Source organism: Cryobacterium serini, from assembly GCF_004404025.1.
GTDB lineage: Bacteria > Actinomycetota > Actinomycetes > Actinomycetales > Microbacteriaceae > Cryobacterium > Cryobacterium serini.
Genome location: NZ_SOHN01000018.1, coordinates 110,025 through 127,693 on the forward strand (window position 1 = coordinate 110,025; position 17,669 = coordinate 127,693).

General features: G+C 62.9%; 16 protein-coding genes. 10 read left to right on the forward strand and 6 right to left on the reverse strand.

All coding sequences use genetic code 11. From position 1 onward, the window contains the following. Positions 1–120: 120 nt before the first annotated feature. Genes E3T51_RS15050 through E3T51_RS15070 form a run of 5 tightly spaced genes read right to left on the reverse strand, consistent with a single transcriptional unit; the run spans position 121 to position 4,963 of the window. Positions 121–1,299: a thiolase family protein gene (locus E3T51_RS15050; RefSeq protein WP_134530563.1), complete on the reverse strand. Its 1,179-nt coding sequence runs from the start codon at positions 1,297–1,299 to the stop codon at positions 121–123. Continuing rightward, positions 1,299–2,075, reverse strand: a complete 777-nt coding sequence (gene fabG, locus E3T51_RS15055; RefSeq protein ID WP_134530564.1) for a 3-oxoacyl-ACP reductase FabG — start codon at positions 2,073–2,075, stop codon at positions 1,299–1,301. The genes E3T51_RS15050 and fabG overlap by 1 nt, the downstream gene beginning before the upstream one ends. Positions 2,076–2,122: 47 nt before the next feature. After that, entirely contained in the window at positions 2,123–3,313 is a 1,191-nt protein-coding gene (locus E3T51_RS15060; RefSeq protein WP_104191300.1) for an acyl-CoA dehydrogenase family protein, read from the reverse strand. Next, on the reverse strand, positions 3,310–3,762 hold the full coding sequence (locus tag E3T51_RS15065) for an acyl-CoA thioesterase (protein WP_104191301.1): 453 nt from the start codon (positions 3,760–3,762) through the stop codon (positions 3,310–3,312). Before E3T51_RS15065 ends, E3T51_RS15060 begins: the two co-directional genes overlap by 4 nt. Then, positions 3,755–4,963 (reverse strand): CaiB/BaiF CoA transferase family protein, encoded by a 1,209-nt coding sequence (locus tag E3T51_RS15070; RefSeq protein WP_134530566.1) that lies wholly within the window; start codon positions 4,961–4,963, stop codon positions 3,755–3,757. Before E3T51_RS15070 ends, E3T51_RS15065 begins: the two co-directional genes overlap by 8 nt. Before the next feature lie 149 nt (positions 4,964–5,112). Between E3T51_RS15070 and E3T51_RS15075 the strand changes: the two genes are divergently transcribed. The 7 genes from E3T51_RS15075 to E3T51_RS15105 all read left to right on the forward strand — a co-directional run bounded on the left by E3T51_RS15075 (position 5,113) and on the right by E3T51_RS15105 (position 11,887). Continuing rightward, positions 5,113–6,039, forward strand: coding sequence for a LysR substrate-binding domain-containing protein (locus E3T51_RS15075; protein ID WP_134530567.1), 927 nt, complete (start codon positions 5,113–5,115; stop codon positions 6,037–6,039). 109 nt (positions 6,040–6,148) lie between these two features. Continuing rightward, positions 6,149–7,315 (forward strand): acyl-CoA dehydrogenase family protein, encoded by a 1,167-nt coding sequence (locus E3T51_RS15080; RefSeq protein WP_134530568.1) that lies wholly within the window; start codon positions 6,149–6,151, stop codon positions 7,313–7,315. 9 nt (positions 7,316–7,324) lie between these two features. Then, a complete protein-coding gene (locus E3T51_RS15085) occupies positions 7,325–8,305 on the forward strand; it encodes a tripartite tricarboxylate transporter substrate binding protein (protein WP_198417886.1) in 981 nt (326 codons plus the stop codon). Between the two features lie 3 nt (positions 8,306–8,308). Beyond that, a complete protein-coding gene (locus E3T51_RS15090; protein ID WP_104191305.1) occupies positions 8,309–8,761 on the forward strand; it encodes a MaoC family dehydratase in 453 nt (150 codons plus the stop codon). A gap of 174 nt (positions 8,762–8,935) precedes the next feature. Beyond that, positions 8,936–10,300 carry an MFS transporter gene (locus tag E3T51_RS15095; RefSeq protein WP_158250913.1) on the forward strand — a complete coding sequence of 455 codons (1,365 nt, stop codon included), beginning with the start codon at positions 8,936–8,938 and terminating at the stop codon, positions 10,298–10,300. A 74-nt stretch (positions 10,301–10,374) separates the two neighbouring features. Continuing rightward, complete coding sequence (locus E3T51_RS15100) at positions 10,375–11,127, forward strand: SDR family NAD(P)-dependent oxidoreductase (protein WP_134530569.1); 753 nt, start codon at positions 10,375–10,377, stop codon at positions 11,125–11,127. Further along, positions 11,117–11,887 carry an SDR family NAD(P)-dependent oxidoreductase gene (locus tag E3T51_RS15105; protein ID WP_134530570.1) on the forward strand — a complete coding sequence of 257 codons (771 nt, stop codon included), beginning with the start codon at positions 11,117–11,119 and terminating at the stop codon, positions 11,885–11,887. Before E3T51_RS15100 ends, E3T51_RS15105 begins: the two co-directional genes overlap by 11 nt. Positions 11,888–11,907: 20 nt before the next feature. On the opposite strand, the gene E3T51_RS15110 is transcribed toward E3T51_RS15105, so the two are convergent. Further along, complete coding sequence (locus tag E3T51_RS15110) at positions 11,908–13,779, reverse strand: helix-turn-helix domain-containing protein (protein WP_134530571.1); 1,872 nt, start codon at positions 13,777–13,779, stop codon at positions 11,908–11,910. A 194-nt stretch (positions 13,780–13,973) separates the two neighbouring features. Here E3T51_RS15110 and E3T51_RS15115 point away from each other — a divergent pair, with 194 nt between their 5' ends. The 3 genes from E3T51_RS15115 to E3T51_RS15125 are packed head-to-tail and all read left to right on the forward strand — an operon-like array spanning position 13,974 to position 17,649. Next, positions 13,974–15,167, forward strand: a complete 1,194-nt coding sequence (locus tag E3T51_RS15115) for an alcohol dehydrogenase catalytic domain-containing protein (RefSeq protein ID WP_420898446.1) — start codon at positions 13,974–13,976, stop codon at positions 15,165–15,167. Further along, positions 15,164–16,663, forward strand: coding sequence for a flavin-containing monooxygenase (locus E3T51_RS15120; protein WP_134530572.1), 1,500 nt, complete (start codon positions 15,164–15,166; stop codon positions 16,661–16,663). The genes E3T51_RS15115 and E3T51_RS15120 overlap by 4 nt, the downstream gene beginning before the upstream one ends. Then, complete coding sequence (locus E3T51_RS15125) at positions 16,660–17,649, forward strand: alpha/beta hydrolase (RefSeq protein WP_134530573.1); 990 nt, start codon at positions 16,660–16,662, stop codon at positions 17,647–17,649. The genes E3T51_RS15120 and E3T51_RS15125 overlap by 4 nt, the downstream gene beginning before the upstream one ends. Positions 17,650–17,669: the final 20 nt, after the last annotated feature.

Genomic DNA, 17,669 nt, shown 5'->3' on the forward strand with positions numbered 1-17,669 from the left:
CGGAGTAATTAGCGCAGTGATTCGCGTCAGCCCATTTCACTCTTGCAGAATCATAAATCCATTTCCAATACTATTTTGGGGTCGGATTGATACCCGTGGCATATAAAAGTGTGTCAAGGTTTAGACCCGTTCGAGCAACATCGCTGTTCCCTGGCCGAGCCCCACGCACATCGTGGCCAGCCCCCTGTGGGCGCCCTCGCGTTCCATGCGGCCCATCAGGGTGATCGCGATCCGTGAGCCCGATGAGCCAAGTGGATGCCCGAGGGCGATCGCCCCGCCATCACGATTCACGACCTGCGGGTCGAGCCCGAGGCGCCGAATACAGGCCAGCGCCTGCACAGCAAAGGCCTCGTTGAGCTCGATCGCTCCCAGATCATCGACAGACCACCCCACGTGTTCGAGCACCTTCCGGGTGGCCGGCACGGGTCCAATTCCCATGATCTGCGGCGGCACCCCTGCCGATGCTCCGTGCACGATTCGGGCGCGTGGCGTGAGACCCAGCCGTTCAATGGCACTCTCACTCGCCACGATCACGGCAGAGGCTCCGTCATTGAGCGAGCTCGAATTGCCCGCCGTCACGATTCCGTCCGACCGTACGACCGAGCGCAGGCCCGCGAGGGTCTCGAAACTCGTGTCCCGACGCGGCCCCTCATCGTGCTCTACCAGACCCTTCTTCGTCACCACCGGAACGATCTCGGCCGCAAAACGGCCGCCATCGATGGCCGCGGCGGCCCGCTCGTGGGAGCCAAGGGCAAAAGCATCCGCGTCTTCGCGGGTGATGCCATCGACACGGGCGAGCTCCTCGGCCGTTTCCGGCATCGAGAGAGTGGTCGTCGAGGCAAATTTCGGGTTCACGAATCGGGCACCGATGCTCGTGTCAGCGATCTCGCCCGGTCGTCCGAAGGCCTTGTCCGGCTTGGCCAGCACCCACGGCGCCCGCGACATCGATTCCACCCCGCCGGCCACGACGACGTCGGCTGCTCCGCTCTTGACCATCTGCGAGGCGAGGATGATGGCACTCAAGCCCGAGGCGCACAGGCGGTTGACGGTGAGCCCGGGGATCTCGTCGGGAAAACCGGCGAGCAGGCTCGCCATGCGCGCCACGTTGCGGCTGTCTTCGCCAGCCTGGTTGGTGTTGCCGAGAATTACCTCATCGATCATGGCGGGGTCGATGCCGGTGCGGTGCACAAGCTCGCCGAGCGCAAGAGCCGCAAGATCGTCCGCGCGGATGCTCGACAGGCCTCCGCCGTAGCGGCCGACGGGCGTGCGCACCCCTCCCACCAAAAAAGCCTCGGCCATCAGCGCGCTCCCCCATTGATGTAAAGCGTTTGGCCGGAGACATAGGAGGAATCGTCGCTCGCGAAGAATGCGATAGCGGCTGCGACCTCGTGCGGTGCCCCGACCCGGCCGAGCGGGGTGCGCTCGGCGACCGCTTTCTGGTGTTCCTCCGCGGTGCTGCCGACCCGCTCGGCGGTGGCCGCGGTCATGGCCGTGGCGATGTACCCCGGTGCGATCGCGTTGACGGTGATGTTGAACGGCCCGAGTTCGAGGGCGAGCGTAGCCGTCAGCCCCTGAATCCCTGCTTTGGCCGCCGCGTAGTTCGCCTGTCCCCGGTTTCCGAGCGCCGAGCGGCTGCTGAGACTCACGATCCGGCCGTAGCGAGCGGGAACCATAAATTTCTGAGCGGCCTGAGCGCACAGGAAGGCACTCGTGAGGTTGGTGACGAGCACCGAATCCCAGTCGGCACGCCCCATCTTGAACAGCAAGTTGTCGCGGGTTATGCCGGCATTGTTGACAAGAATGTCGAGTCGACCGGCGCGGGCGAAGACCTGGCTGAAGGCTTTTGCTACCCGGTCTTCGTCGGTGACGTCGCACACGAGACCACTGGCCGACCCGCCCGCCGCGACAACGGCCTCGGCTTGGGAGATCTGCTGGGCCGTTTCGGCCGCGCGCTCTCCATTCAGATCCAGGATGGCCACGTGCGCGCCTTCCGTTGCGAAGCGCAGTGCCGTCGCCGCCCCGATACCCTGCGCGCCGCCGGTAATGACCGCGACCCTGTCGGTGAGCCTATTCATGAAATCTCCCTGCTTGGTCTGTTGTGGGACGCTCGTGGGCCGGAGGCTCATGAGAATGCCGAAATTCCGGTGATGTCACGGCCGATTAGCAATGATTGGATCGAATCTGTTCCCTCGTAGGTGTGCACGACCTCCATGTCGGTGAGGTGCCGAGCCACGTGATTTTCGAGTAGCAGGCCGTTGCCTCCGAGCATGTCGCGGGCCTCCTGGCAGATCCAGCGCCCCTTCTGAGCCGTGTGCATCTTGGCGAGGGAGGCCATGGCCCCCGTCATCTTGCCCTGGTCAGCGAGCGTGGCCAGCCGAAAGCATAGGAGTTGCATCGCCGTGAGTTCGGCGAGCATATTGGCGAGTTTGTTCTGTACGAGTTGATAGCTACCGATGGGCTTACCGAACTGCACGCGGTCGCGGGCATACGCGACAGCGGCCTCGTAGGCGGCGATGCCGTGCCCGAGGGCTTCCCAGGAAGCCCCACCGCGGGTGGAATTCAGAACGCGCACGGCGTCTGTGAAGGAGTGGCCGTTGACGAGCCTGTTCTCGGCGGGGATGCGCAGGTTGGTGATCACGATGTCCGGCTGCAGGATGGCTCGCTTGCCGACTTTGCCGGTGATGACGGTGGCGTCGTAACCCTCGGGGAAGGAACCGTCAGTGTTCTTTTCCATGACGAAGGCCTTGACCTTGGCGTCGGCTTCGTCGCGGGCCCAGATCACGACGACGTCGGCAAAGCTCGCGTTACCAATCCATCGTTTGGCGCCGTTGAGAACATAGTGGGCTCCGTCGAGCCGTGCGCTCGTTTCAAGCGCTACCGAGTCGGATCCGTGGTTGGGCTCGGTAAGCCCGAACGCTCCCACGAGGTCGAGCGCCGCGAGTCCAGGCAGCCATCGCTGTTTCTGCTCCTCGCTCCCGAGCATGTTGATAGTACCCATGGTAAGGCCGGACTGCACGCCGATGAAGGTGTTGATCGAACCGTCGGCGCGGGACATTTCGAGGGAGGTCATACCAGCGCCCAGACGGCTCAGTCCCGGACATCCGTAGCCTTCTATTGTGCCGCCCACTATGCCGAGCCCGGCGATCTTCGGGATCAGTTCGAAGGGGAAGGCGGCGCGGTCCCAGTAATCGTTGATGATGGGAAGCACCTCGGCGTCTGCGAAGGCTCGCACCTTGAGGCGGATGGCGCGCTCCTCATCGTTGAGGAAGTCATCGACGAGGTAGTAATCACTGTTGATCTCGGAGTCGGTCATGCTGTTCCTTTCGGTTGGCTCTGTTGGCGCGGTTGCTGTGGGGCTGCAGCGGCGATGAACCATCGGGCGAGGGAGCCGCGCTCCGCGGCGTCGAGCCGCCGCGCCTCACCGTTTTCGGGGTGCAGTGGCACCATCACGGTCGAGGCGTCGAGCACCGGGTGGCCGGCCTGAATCCCCGAATACTGCAGGGTGTATGACTTCGATCCCACCCGGCCGACCCATACGTCGATCTCGACGGCGGCGCCGAACTCGATCGGGCGCCGAAAGCTGAGTTGCAGGGCCGCCACGACCGTCGGCGAGCCGACGTGGTCGTAGCCGGTGAGGGCTTGTGCGCGCCAGGCCAGCCGCGCTTCTTCGATCAGGGTGGCCACGCGAGCGTTGTTCACATGGCCATTGAGGTCCTGGTCGCTCCACCGCACCCCTACCCGGGCACGAAACGGCTCAGTCAACGAGCTGCGCCTCGCGTGTGCCGAGCCACGAGCGCACAAGGGCAGAACTCTCGTTGAGGTGCGGGGGGGCCAGATCGTAGGTCACGGGGGTCTGTGAAAAGGTGACCGGATGCCGCACGGTGGGAATGCGGCGATCCCCGGTTCCCGCCAACACGACCGGCTCGAGGCCGAGCCTTTCGGCGAGCTCGATTCCGCCCTTCACATCCTGGATCGGTGCACAGGGCAGGCCCAGGTCGGAGAGAAACTCGAACCAGTCGGCGGCCGAACGCTGGAGAAGCTGGAGTTGGAGAATCTCCCGGAGTGGACCACGGTTGGAGTTGCGCTGCTGCGGCGAGTTGAATCTGGCATCCGTTGCCGTCTCCGGAATGTCGAGTGCCGTGCACAGCCTTGCGAATTGAGAATTATTGCCCGCCGCGATGATGAGCATGCCGTCACCCGTTGGCATCGGCTCGTAGGGGTAGAGGCTCGGGTGTTCATTACCCATGCGGGTAGGTATGACGCCGCCGGTGACATAGGCGGCGGACTGGTTGACCATGCCGGAGAGAGCGGATGAGAGCAGGTTGAGTTCCACGCGCTGCCCGCTTCCGGTGAGGTCCTTATGATGAAGCGCCCCCAGCACGCCCATTCCCGCGTGCAGCCCGGTGATCACATCGAACATCGCGAGGCCCGCCCGGTACGGCTCAGTGTCCTGGCCGCCTGTGAGGCTCATCATGCCGGAGACCGCCTGCACGAGCAGGTCGTATCCGGGCAGTCCTGCACCAGCGCCGGTTCCGAAGCCTGTGATCGAGGCGTAAATCACCTCGGGATTGTGGGTGACGACCGAGTCGTAGTCGAGAAAAAAGCGATCGAGTCCTCCTGGCTTGAAGTTCTCCACGAGCACGTCGGCCCGCGCGGCGAGTTCGTGTGCCACCGCAAGATCGGCCGGATCGTTGAGGTCGAGGGCGATCGAGTGCTTGTTGCGGTTGACCGAGAGGTAGAAAGTTGCCTCGTCGTCGCGCACTGGCGGGATCCATCCCCTGGTGTCGTCTCCCTGCAGACTTTCCACCTTGATGACCGTTGCCCCCATATCGGCGAGAAGCATCGTGCAGTACGGGCCGGCAAGAACGCGGCTAAAGTCTGCCACGATGATTCCGCTCAGTGGCCCGCCGCCCGGCCGACCGAATATGCGGTGCAGCTTCTTTGCTGCGCCAGATTCATCCATTGAATGGCTCCCTGTTCGTCTGTCGTGCCTCCACTGTCGCAAATAGAATTACGCTCCGTCCAATATCAATTGCGCCGTCTATTGATACCCGCGGGGCAATAATGCATAAATCATTGACAGTTTCATGCGCAACTCGCAATAGTGGAGGCATGGAAATCCAGCAAATTCGAGCATTTCTCGCCGTGGCCGAGGAACTGCATTTCGGCCGCGCGGCCGAGAAACTCTTCATTGCGCAACCTCCGCTGAGCCGGGCGATCCAGAACCTGGAACGCGAGCTCGGAACGTTGCTCTTCGCCCGCAGCACCCGGTCGGTACGCCTCACGCCGGCCGGTGAGGCCCTTATACAACCGGCCACGGACATCCTCGATGGTGTCCGCCGAGCGGCGGTCGCGGTGGTATCGGCGGGAAAGGGCGAGACGGGCCGCGTGCGGGTGGCCTTCGCAGGAGCGTCGTCTCATGTCATGGTGGGCAAACTCGCCAAACTCGTGCGTGAGACCCATCCGGGAATCGACTTCGAGCTCTACAGTTCCAATTTCGCGATCCCCGCGCTCGACAAGGTGATCAACAAGCAAATGGAGATCGGTCTCGGTAGGTGGAACTTCATCCCGGCCGGCATCGAACGCCGCGTGATCGCCTATGAAAACCTCGTCATCGCGATCCACTCCAGCCATCCGCTCGCCGATCGGCAGTCGGTGTCCATGAAGGATTTGGTCGGCCAGCCCTTCGTGACCCTGCCGCGGGACCCCGGGGCGATCCTGCGCGACCACTTGACGCGGCTGGCGAGTACGGCCGGTTTCGTGCCATCCATCGTGCAGGTGGCCCCTGACACGTGGACCCTCGTCTCCCTGGTCGCGGCCGAGATCGGCATCGCGCTCACCGTCTCGACGGTGGCCGAAAACGTGCACTACCCTAGCGTGGTCTTTCTGCCCCTCGATGACGAAATGCAGCCCATCCTGTTGCAGCTCGTGTGGCGTACCGACAACGACAGCCCGGCGCTGCGCGAAGTCTTGAGGCTCTCTGAAGAGGTGCTCCCCGATCCACCCGTAGTTGCCCGCACCGAGATTCATGCTGAATAGAGATCAATAACCGAGCGATTTAGTATTGGAGCAAAAATAGATTTGCTGGCACAGTCGAGAGTGTGTTGCTGGTGACCCAGCACGCCGATTCGGCAAAGGAGCCACTCATATGCCCGCGACCACCTCGGATATTCTGAACCTCGACGGGCTGTTGAGCTCAGCAGAACGCGAACTGCGCGACACGGTTCGCGCCTTCGTGCTTGAGCGCATCGCGCCCTACATCCAGGGCTGGTACGACTCGGCGCACTTTCCGATCGAGATCGTGGAGCAGATGGGCGCGCTCGGGCTGCTCGGCATGCATCTCACGGGATACGGCTGCCCCGGCCGGTCGAGCGTGGAGTACGGCCTCGCCGCCATGGAACTCGAAGCCGCGGACTCGGGCCTGCGCACCTTCGTGAGTGTGCAGGGCTCGCTGGCCATGAGCAGCATTCATAAGTGGGGCTCCGAAGAACAGAAGAACCGGTACCTGCCCGAGATGGCAGCCGGCCGCCTGATCGGATGCTTCGGGCTCACCGAGCCGACCGCGGGGTCCGACCCGTCGAGCATGGCCACAACCGCCCGCCGTGATGACAACGGGGGCTGGATAATCGCAGGATCCAAGCGGTGGATCGGCCTCGCATCCGTTGCTCAAATCGCGATCATCTGGGCCATGACCGACGAGGGCGTGCGCGGTTTCATCGTGCCGACCGACACACCCGGCTTCACTGCGACGCCGATCGAGGCGAAACTCTCGATGCGGGCCTCCATACAATGCGACATCCTGCTCGACGACGTTCGGCTTCCCGACACCGCGCTACTGCCGGGGGCGCGCGGCCTGAGCGGACCGTTCGCGTGCCTGAATGAGGCCCGATATGGCATCATATGGGGCGCGATGGGCGCCGCGCGGGACAGCTACGAGGTGGCTCTGGCATATTCCCTCGACCGCATGCAGTTCGACAAGCCCCTTGCGGCGTACCAGATCACTCAGGTCAAGCTCGTGAACATGCTCCTCGAGATCCAGAAAGGCACGCTGCTCGCCATTCACACCGGTCGTCTGAAGGACGCCGGCGTGCTCGAGCCCGTGCAGATTTCGCTCGGCAAGCTAAACAATGTGCGGGAGGCCCTCAAGATTTGCCGTGAGGCCAGATCTATTCTCGGCGGTAACGGCATCACCCTGGACTATTCGCCATTGCGGCACGCGAACAACCTTGAGTCCGTGCGCACTTATGAGGGAACCGACGAAGTGCACACCCTCATCCTCGGCAGCCACGTCACCGGCATTCCGGCCTTCCGGTAGGCGGTCATCGTGCGCAAGTCCCACAGAAATCTTCTGCTGCCCTCTGCGGCCGTCGCTCTCGCCGTCGCTCTCGCCGGCTGCCAGGCCGGCGCGACGGGCGGCAGCGAAACCTACCCGTCACAGCCGGTTACGGTACTCATGCCGTACGCGGCCGGCGGCCCGTCCGATCTCACCGCCCGGTCGATTTCGTCCTGCCTCGGCGACGGTTTCGGCGAGACCTTCGTGGTGCAGAACAAGGCGGGAGGCAGCGGGGCGGTCGCCATGCAGGAACTCGCGAGTGCGAAGCCCGACGGCTACACCCTCGGCCTGGGCACTGCGGGGACGCTCGTAATGACCCCGATGGTGAACTCCCTGGCCTATTCTCTTGACGACTTCACCCCGATCGGCGTGATGGCCGAGAACCCCACACTCATCGTCGTCGGTGACGATTCTCCCTACGAGAACGCGGAAGCGTTCTTCGCGGCGGCCGAGAAACGTCCGGGCACCCTCACGATGGGCGTGCCCGGAGCAACGAGCCCGGCCGCGATCGAACTCAAGCGCCTCAAAGACCAATACGACGTCGAGGTCGTGGCCGTGCCCGCAACGGGAAATGCCGAGATGACTACGAACCTGCTTGGCGGTCACGTCGATGCGCTCTTCATCAACGATCACCCCGACGTTATCTCCCGCATCGATGAGGGCTCATTTCGGGCCCTGGCCGCGACGACGCCCGAACGGCTACCGTGGCTGCCGGAGTTGCCGACGCTTGCCGAACTCGGCTTCACCGATCTCGTGGATGCGACATCCGTCTTTGGACTGTTCGGCCCTCGCGATCTGCCGACACCCGTGGCGGACGCGCTCGAAGGCGCACTCGAGGCGTGTCTGACCGACCCCACGGTGCTCGAGCAGCTCGGGGAGAGCCTCGTGCCCGCCCAGTTTCAGGGCGGCACAGCCCTCGGCGAGAGCCTGGCCGAGATACAGGCCCTGTACCGGCCGATCCTGGGAGGCTGAGTCGTGCGCGAAATCCAGGGCCTCACCGAGCTAGCGGCACTCGTGGGTGAGGAGCTCGGCGTGAGCGAGTGGCACACTGTGACGCAAGATCAGGTGAAGGCCTTCGCCGATTCGACGGGCGACCAGCAGTGGATCCACGTTGACCCTGTTGCGGCTGCGGCCGGACCATTCGGCCGGACCGTGGCCCACGGGTACCTGACGCTATCGATGATCCCGTACCTGACCAAGCAGGTGTACCGGGTCAAAGGGCTGCTTATGGTCGTGAACTACGGGCTGAACAAGGTCAGATTTCCGAGCGCAGTACCCGTGGGCTCGCGCGTGCGCGACCGGCTGACACTCGTGTCGGTGACGGCATCGGAGCGCGGTCACCAGGCCGTCTTCCGCCACCACATCGAGATTGATGGTGCGGACCGCCCCGCCTGCGTCGCCGAAACGGTGTCACTGCTGGTCGAATAGCCAGCCGATTCCGGCGCCCCGCCAAACGAGAGCACCGAAACCACGTAATTCCTCGGTGGTTGATCATACATAAGGAACCCAAATGTATGTGTATCCATCCATGGTTTTACGTGTCCGCAGCCGGGAGGCTGGCTGAGAGTAATCGTCATCACCGAAAAGCAAGGAGGCTTTACGATGACCCAAGCCCTGAGTCAGTCGCCAGTCAACGCCCCGCAGAAAACCCCGAAATCACGGATAAAGCGCGTGGTCGCCGCATCCATGGCCGGCACAGTCGCCGAGTGGTATGAGTTCTTTATTTACGGTACGGCCGCGACTTTGGTCTTCGGTTCCCTGTTTTTTCCTAAAACGGGCAATCCATTGGACGGGATCATTGCGGCCTTTGCCACGTACGCGGTCGGCTTCCTCGCCCGGCCACTCGGAGGCATGGTTTTCGGTCATTTTGGTGACAGGTATGGACGCAAGAAGCTGCTGCAGTTCAGCCTCCTCCTGGTCGGCGCAGCGACGTTCCTCATGGGCTGCCTGCCTGGGTTTCAGGAGATCGGCTACTGGGCGCCCGCACTGCTGGTGCTCTTGCGGTTCCTTCAAGGTTTCGCCGTCGGCGGTGAGTGGGGCGGCGCCGTGCTGTTGGTCAGCGAGCACAGTCCGCAAAATCAGCGCGGATTCTGGGCCAGCTTCCCCCAGGCTGCCGCACCGGTCGGCAACGTGCTGGCGACCGTCGTCATGCTCGGGCTTTCCTGGACCTTGGACCAGTCCTCGTTCATGGCATGGGGCTGGCGGATCGCATTCTGGCTCTCGGCGCTGATCATCTTTGTGGGTTACATGATTCGCCGTACGGTCGAAGATGCACCGGTTTTTATCGAAGCGATGCGCAAGCAGCGGGAAGCCCAGCGCGAAGCAGCAACCCTGCGGGAGGTCCTGCGCACTTACCCTGCCCAGATCACCAAGGCGCTGATCATGCGCATCGGGGAAAATTCCTCGTACTACCTCATGATCGTCTTCGCTATCACGTACCTGACCGTCCACGTCAAGGTTGAATACTCGACTGTCCTGTTGGTGCTGTTCGTGGCCAACATCGTCCAATTCTTCGCCATGCTCGGAGGCGGATGGCTCTCGGACAAGATCGGTCGCAAACGCACCATCGGTATCGGGTACGCGGGCCTATTGGTCTGGGCATTGACGTTCTTTCCGGCTTTGGACAGCGGTAATTTCTGGGCCATCCTCGCCAGCACCACCTTTGGGCTGACCGTCCAGGCCGCCGCGTATGCACCGCAGGCAGCCCTGATGTCCGAGATCTTCCCGACACGCATGCGTTACTCGGGATCCTCATTTACCTACCAGATCGCCACCATCTTCGCGGGCTCCGTGGCCCCGATGATCGCCACACTGCTGCTGAACCAGTTCAACAGCACTCTTCCGATCGTTATCTACGTCGTCGGAATCCTCATCATTTCTACCGTGGCATTGTCCAGGCTCAAAGAAACACGTGGACTGGATCTCTCCTCCCTCGACCGGATACACGAAAACGAATTGGCCCGCTAACCTACCGCACCGCAGGCCGTGGACCCGCTGCTACAGCGGGTCCACGCCCATTTTCAAGAGAGAATCCGACCGCCATGAATACGAACGATCAGCTTACGAAGAGCACCCTCGCCATGGGATCGAACAGCCCCGTGGCGGTAGTTACCGGAGGGAACGGATCGATCGGCCGCGCCGTTGCCGAACTCTTCCTCGGCAAGGGGATGCGCGTCGTCTCGGCCGATCGCCAGCCTCCACCGCAAGATGCAACGCCATCCGGCAATGACTTGCAGATGCACTACGAAGCCGACGATAGAGAAGGGGCGCAGAAACTGGTCGAGGCGCTGCCTGACGACGCGGTGATTCAGCACCTTGTCCTGGCCGCTGGGATCTATCCAGAACGTGAGTTCGCCCGCATCAGCGAGGTTGAGTGGCAGGACTGCCTCGACATCAATCTCACCGCCGTCTACCGCCTGCTCATTGCCGCGCTGCCCCGGCTGGCTCCGGATGCCTCCATCGTTTTGATCAGTTCTATCGCTGGACTGCGGGGAAGCAAGGGCCATGCCCATTATGCAGCGAGTAAAGCCGGACTGCTTGGGCTTATGCGATCCGTGATGTGGGAGCTCGGCGGGCAGCGGCGCATCAACACTGTATCTCCGGGCATCATTGAAAACCGAATGACACAGTCGCTCCGCGACGGCGCAGGCGCGACGATTCTCACCAGCACGCCGCTGGGCCGATACGGAACTCCGGCAGAAGTGGCCGCAGTCATCGACTTTCTCTGCAGCCCCGGCGCTTCCTTCGTCCACGGCGAGAACATCAGCGTCAATGGTGGGTTCTATGTCAACTGAGAATCGGCCGACTCCCTTGAGGGCTGTGGTGACCGGCGGAAGGTCCGGCATCGGCCAGGCCTGTACCGACGCACTGCTGAACCAAGGGCACCGGGTGGCAGTTTTGGACATCTCCAATGACACCGCCTCCCAGATCGACTCCGACACACAGGCGCAATTGCTCAATCTGCGCTGCGATGTCCGCGATCGCCAGGCCGTCTTCGAGGCATTCGCCGCAGTACAGGACCAATGGGGAGGATGCGACGTGCTCATCAATTCGGCCGGAATCGCACGCCCCGGCCCGAGCGAGACACTCCTGCCGGAGGACTGGAACGTTATGGTCGACGTCCACCTGACGGGCGCCATGTGGGCATGCCAGGCCGCTCTTCCTGCCCTGGCCGCCAGCGACCGGGCGGCCATCGTTAACATTTCCTCGGTGGCTGGGCGCATGGGAATGCCCCACAGGGCGAGCTACAACGCGGTGAAGGCCGGCATCGAGGGCCTTACCCGATCACTGGCGGTCGAGTGGGCTCCGCACGGAATCCGGTGCAACGCCGTCGCCCCTGGATATGTCGATACCTCCTTTACTCAGCTTCTGGAGGAATCAGGCCAATTAGACAAGGCTCCGATTGTGAGTCGCACGCCGCTACACCGGTTTGCGCACCCAGCTGAAATTGCTGAGAGCATCCTATTCCTGGCTTCCTCGGCGGCGTCGTTCGTCACGGGCCACACCCTCGTTGTCGATGGGGGATTAACGATCGACGGCGCTTGGTACGTATAGCCCTTGACGCGCAGCGGCCGTTAGTGTTTTGCCGGGGAACCGTCCAGGAGCCTGGCGACTACCAACAGGACGTGGTGGTCGAGGGCCCGGCGCCCATTGTTCCAGTCTGGTCCCAGCAAGGATTCGATGCGTTCAAGGCGTTGGCGGACCGTATTGGGGTGCACCACCAGCTCGTGGGCCGTTCGGGCAATATTGCGCCCCTCGTCGAGATAGCACAATGCCGTATCGCACAGCTGCGTGCCATTCGACCGGTCGTAGTCAAGTAAAGGACCCAGGCTTCCGCGCAGGGCACTTTGAGTGACCTGTGAATCCGCGTTGGCGAGGAAAATGCCAATGGTTCCCAGAGACTGCCACCCTACGACGTTGCCGGCTTGGGGTAGTGAACGTGCCGCCGTCAGCACGCGTTCGGCCAGGGCGAATCCTGCTCCGATTTCACTGAGCGCGCCGAGGGGCTCTGAGTGGGCCATGCGCACGCCGCCCCAACGCCGGGCTCCGGGCTTGCCGAGAAAATCGGCGATCCATGCAAAAACCTGCTCCGGAGCACCCAAATACAAGCGGTCATCGAAGTGGCCCCGCAGCAGCTGTTCTCCGAGGTCCACCTCCAAAGCTTCCTCAAAGTCCGTCAACGACCGCAGCGCTCCGTCAACGATGGCGACCCGGAACGGTGAGCCGTCCTCAAGGCCGTAGGCAGCAGCCGATGTTGCTGTGTGCTGCCGCAATCCTTCCGCCGGCGGGCTGATCAGCGTGGCCAGAAGTTCCACACGCTGGCGCTGCCGGTTGTGCCGCGACGCGTCGGAATGTGAAATGAACGTTCCCAGAACCAGCGCAGCGCGCCGGAGAATCGCTTCGTCGTCGGCCGCGGTTTCACCCTCGACGAGCACGCCGCCCAGCGCTTCCCCTTCGATGACTGAGGCCATGACAACCACAGTGGTCCCGTCCTCCAGCGTCGCGGTGACGGGAGCGTTGGTGTGCCGGGACGCGGGAATCAGGGCCCGTGCCGCGTGGAGCTTTTCGCCTCCCACATCACCGGCATCGATGCGGACGGTTAGATCGAGCAGTCGTGCCGGGCGGCCGAGGATCTGGCTGATCCGGGCGGCCAGTCCGGGCAGGCCCTCCGAGGAACTCAGGGCTGCAAAAAGCTCATCATCTGTGGCCGCCAACCGTTTGAGCCTGGCGATTGAGCTCTCCTTGTCCCGGTTCGCGGTCTCGAGCGATCCCATCGACTCGGTCAGTTCGGCCAGGCGTTCCAGGTTGTCCAGGGCGACGGCGGCCTGGTTTGCCAGGGCCTCCACGGCAAAGATTTGTTCCTCGCTGAACTCATGGGCCCAACGATCTGCCACCATGAGCGCCCCAATGATGTCCCCGCCGATGCGCATAGGCGCGCCCAGCAGCGCTTTGACCCCCTCTTTGGCAACCGCATCGTCAATGTGTTCCAGATGTGCAAGTGAGACAGCCGGCAAATAATCCGCAACCTGGATGGGGCCATCGGCCCGTGCTACGTTGCCAAGGACGCCGGTGCCAAAGGGCATGCGGATGTCCCGGTAGGCCTGGGTCCACACTCCGTCAGTCTCCGTAATTCGCGTTTCCCGCTTTTCTGGATCGTTGAGGCTGATGTAGGCCATGTCCGTACCGACGATGGCCCGGGTACGGGTGACGATTTCACGAAGCACATTTCCACCCTCGCGCAGGGACGAGATAGCAGCGGCAGTCTCGGACAGGGCCAGCGTGAGCATCCGCTGTCCGCGTGCGTTGGAGGCCAGTGCGTGCACGGACCGCAGGCTCTCGCGCAGCCGTTGCCCCTGGGCATCCGCCGGGAGAAGGTCCAACCCCGTAAGGAAATCGGAGGACGCCGGGTCCAATGCCTGCTGCAAGAGGCCAGCGAGCAAGTGCATGAAACCCTCCTTGGAATTATCCACATAAAACCGGTTTCAGTATGTCATGAACCTCCATGGCTGCCCGAGGGCTCTCCTGCGAGACTGAACCAGGAACGTTCGCTACATCACACTGATTACCAAAAAGGACAGCAGATGACTCAGCAACTCGACCCTCGGTCCGCTGGCAGGGCCAACTGCAGGCAGGGGACGGCATGATGAGCTCTCCACTGACAGATCTCCAGGGCGTGACGGTCGCAGCGGCCCCGACCGCAATGACAATCCGCGGTGCCGTCTTGAATTCCACCGGGGCGCAGCCCCCATATGCGCAGAGTCGGCCCATCACCGTGGACGAACTGACCCTCAGCGGACCAGCACGCGGCGAAGTGCTGGTGCGGATCGAGGCAGCCGGACTGTGCCACTCAGACCTGTCAGTGGTCAACGGTTCACGTCCGCGGCCGCTGCCGATGCTGCTGGGCCACGAGGCAGCAGGAATCGTCGAAGCGGTGGGCCACGACGTTGACTCCAACCTCATCGGCCAGCGGGTGGTTATGACCTTCCTGCCACGGTGCGGCCAGTGCGAGGCCTGCCTGACCAACGGAAAGCTGCCCTGCTCCGCGGGCAGCAAGAGTAACGAACAGGGAATCCTGCTCAGCGGTTCTTCCCACCTGACGCGCGGCGGCGAAACGGTGGCCCATCACTTGGGCGTCTCCGGCTTCGCCACCTATGCGGTGGTCGATCACCGATCCGTGGTGCCCGTCGGGGCTGACGTGCCGCCAGCGGTCGCTGCACTTCTGGGTTGCGCCGTACTCACCGGGGGCGGGGCCCTTCTCAACGCTGGACGCATCACTGCCGAGTCCACCGTCGCAATCGTCGGCCTTGGCGGAGTGGGCATGGCCGGACTCCTGGCTGCCCTTGCCACTGGCTGCCGACGCGTCATTGCCGTCGACGCCCAGGCCTCCAAGCTTGACCTTGCCCTGCAGTGGGGGGCGAGCGAGGCCTACACCCCGGAGGAAGCCTTGGAACGCTCCGTGGTCGTTGACGTCGTGCTTGAAGCGGCGGGCCATCCCCGCGCCTTTGAAACCGCCTACCAACTGCTGGGCTTAGGCGGAACGCTGGTGACCGTCGGCCTTCCAGCACCAGGTGCCATGTCCTCAATCGAACCGTTGCGACTGACGGCAAAGGCACAATCGATCGTGGGGAGCTACCTCGGATCAGCCGTACCGAAGCGCGACATCCCCGTTTTTGAACAACTCTGGCGCGAAGGAAAACTGCCGCTCGAACGGCTTGTCTCTCGGGAGATCAGCCTCGACGACATAAACGAGGGCATGGACGCCCTCGCCTCCGGCAGCGGGATCCGGCAGGTCATCAACTTTGGGACAACGCACGAAGAACGGAAGAACCGATGAGCATCCAGACAACCGACCACGACGTAGTGATCCTCGGCGCAGGATTCGGCGGCCTGGGCATGGGCGCCCAGCTGAAAGAGGCTGGTATCGAGAACTTCGCCATCTTCGACAAGGGCCCCGGCCTGGGCGGAGTCTGGCGCGAAAACAGCTACCCGGGTGCCGCCTGTGACACCGAGGCCCATCTCTACTGTTACAGCTTCTTCCCCCACTTACGAGTAAGCCGGATGTACGCGGACCGCAACGAGCTGATGGGCTACCTGGAGCGTTTAGCCACCCGATACACACTGGGCCCGCACCTGAATTTCAACACCGAAGTCACCTCCGCCGTATGGGATGGGGCAAACGCGCTCTGGCGCCTGCAGGTTAATGGCTCAGGTGAACACACCGCCCGCGTTTTCATCCCCGCCTGGGGACAGCTGAACACTCCGTTCGTTCCTGCATTTCCCGGCCTGGCCGATTTCCAAGGCGCCGCATTCCACTCTGCGCGCTGGGACCACACTGTCGACTTGACCGGGAAGAAAATCATCAGCATCGGCTCGGCGGCCAGTGCCGTCCAGTACGTGCCCGAGGTGGCCAAGGTCGCCGGATCGCTGGAAGTTTTCCAGCGCAGTGCCAACTGGATCATGCCCCGCAACCAAGTGATCTTCAGCAAGGAACAGCTTGACTCCTTCGAAGAAAATCCGGACACCTTTGAGCAAAGCCGCCGCAACCTGCACGATTTCCGGGAGAACGGGTTCGAACGCACACGCCGTGCCACCGACGCCCAGCGCGCCGGCGTCGCCCAGGCCGTTGCCCATCTCGAGGCGCAGGTGCCGGACCCAGAACTGCGGCGCAAACTGACCCCTGACTACGAGTTCGGATGCAAGCGGATCCTCCGCACTGACGACTACTACCCGGCCCTGATGGGTGGGAACGTCGAACTAGTCACCCAGGGCATCGACGCCATCGTTCCAGAAGGCATCCGCACCCGTGACGGGCAGATCCATAAAGCGGACGTCATCATTTTCGGCACCGGATTCAGCAGCCAGGCCTTCCAAGGCGATCTGCAGGTCATCGGTGCCTCCGGCGAGGACCTGAAAGAACGCTGGGCCGACGGCGCGGAGGCCCATCTGGGTATGAGCGTCGACGGCTTCCCGAACATGTTCATGATCTACGGGCCGAACACCAACCTGAACCACAATTCGATCATCACCATGCTGGAAATCCAGCAGGCATACATCCTTAAAATCTTGGTGCACCTGCTTACCGCCCCGCAGGCCTCAGTGGAAGTGCGCGGAAGGGTCCTGACCTCGTACAACGCAAGCCTGCAGAACGAGATGGAAGGATCCGCTTTTTCCGCCGACTGCTCCAGCTGGTACAAGAACGCCGCGGGCAAGGTCATCAACAACTGGTCCGGAACAGTGGAGGAATACCGTAGCCTCGCTGGGCACTGGAACCCGGGCGACTACATGCTCTCCGGCGCCGTGCTGCCAGTTCAGGAAATGGCGAGAGTATGAACTCGAAACTCTTGCCGGCGGTCCCGCTGGACGACGTAGCTGTCGACGCAGTGGACCTGATCCGGGCGTTCCGCGACGCCGGAGCGGTCAGTTTTCAAGACCAGCCTCTGGACCAGTCACGGGCTGCCTACGAGGCGGGCTGTGCCGCAAACGGGGTTCCATTTAAAGCTCTGGAACGGGTCGAGGACCTTTACTGCGAGGTCAACGGCGGGTCCATCCGGCTGCGGCACTACCGTCCCGGAGGTAACGATTCGGAGACCGCACGTGCTGTCGTGGTGTACCTCCATGGTGGTGGGTGGGTGATCGGCTCGGTGGAAACGCACGACCGCCTCTGCCGCTACCTGGCCGCGGTCAGCGGACTTGACGTTGTATCCGTCGACTACCGGCTGGCTCCTGAGTACCCGTTCCCGACCCCGCTCGAGGACTGCATAGCAGCCCTGACCTTTGTCAGTGTCCGGGCCGGAGAATATGGCTGGGATCCGCATCGGATCATCGTGGCCGGCGACAGCGCCGGCGGCAACCTTGCCGCCGTCTTGGCTTCGGACCCGGGCTGCACCGTAAGCGGAAGTACCATCATCGGCCAGCTGCTCTTCTATCCTGTGGCGAACCTGCTGCACGAGTCGGATTCCTACGCCCGTATCACCGACGGTTTTCCCCTGACCGCAGGCTCAATGCGATGGTTTCGAAGCCTGTACCTGGCAGATCCGCAATTTGCACGCGACCTCCGCGTCTCACCTGGACTTCGTCAACCCGCCGAACTGGCCGAACACGGCGCTCCGCCAGCATTCGTAGTGACCGTCGGACTAGACCCCCTGGCCGACGAAGGAGTCGAATACGCAGGTCTTCTGGCCCGCGCCGGAGCACCAGTGGAGCACCACCATCTGCCGCGCCACTCCCATGGACTGTTCACCGCAGCCGGAAAAATTCCCACCGGTGCAAGACTGTTGAACCGGGCCGCCAACTGGCTGGTCGAGCTCACCGACTAGGCGGAGAAGGCTAGCTAGCT

Excerpts from the sequence above, each read along its gene's own strand:
- E3T51_RS15050 (WP_134530563.1), bottom strand. The coding sequence starts at position 1,299 with ATGGCCGAGGCTTTTTTGGTGGGAGGGGTGCGCACGCCCGTCGGCCGC.
- fabG (WP_134530564.1), bottom strand. The coding sequence starts at position 2,075 with ATGAATAGGCTCACCGACAGGGTCGCGGTCATTACCGGCGGCGCGCAG.
- E3T51_RS15060 (WP_104191300.1), bottom strand. The coding sequence starts at position 3,313 with ATGACCGACTCCGAGATCAACAGTGATTACTACCTCGTCGATGACTTC.
- E3T51_RS15070 (WP_134530566.1), bottom strand. The coding sequence starts at position 4,963 with ATGGATGAATCTGGCGCAGCAAAGAAGCTGCACCGCATATTCGGTCGG.
- E3T51_RS15075 (WP_134530567.1), top strand. The coding sequence starts at position 5,113 with ATGGAAATCCAGCAAATTCGAGCATTTCTCGCCGTGGCCGAGGAACTG.
- E3T51_RS15080 (WP_134530568.1), top strand. The coding sequence starts at position 6,149 with ATGCCCGCGACCACCTCGGATATTCTGAACCTCGACGGGCTGTTGAGC.
- E3T51_RS15095 (WP_158250913.1), top strand. The coding sequence starts at position 8,936 with ATGACCCAAGCCCTGAGTCAGTCGCCAGTCAACGCCCCGCAGAAAACC.
- E3T51_RS15100 (WP_134530569.1), top strand. The coding sequence starts at position 10,375 with ATGAATACGAACGATCAGCTTACGAAGAGCACCCTCGCCATGGGATCG.
- E3T51_RS15105 (WP_134530570.1), top strand. The coding sequence starts at position 11,117 with ATGTCAACTGAGAATCGGCCGACTCCCTTGAGGGCTGTGGTGACCGGC.
- E3T51_RS15110 (WP_134530571.1), bottom strand. The coding sequence starts at position 13,779 with ATGCACTTGCTCGCTGGCCTCTTGCAGCAGGCATTGGACCCGGCGTCC.
- E3T51_RS15115 (WP_420898446.1), top strand. The coding sequence starts at position 13,974 with ATGATGAGCTCTCCACTGACAGATCTCCAGGGCGTGACGGTCGCAGCG.
- E3T51_RS15120 (WP_134530572.1), top strand. The coding sequence starts at position 15,164 with ATGAGCATCCAGACAACCGACCACGACGTAGTGATCCTCGGCGCAGGA.
- E3T51_RS15125 (WP_134530573.1), top strand. The coding sequence starts at position 16,660 with ATGAACTCGAAACTCTTGCCGGCGGTCCCGCTGGACGACGTAGCTGTC.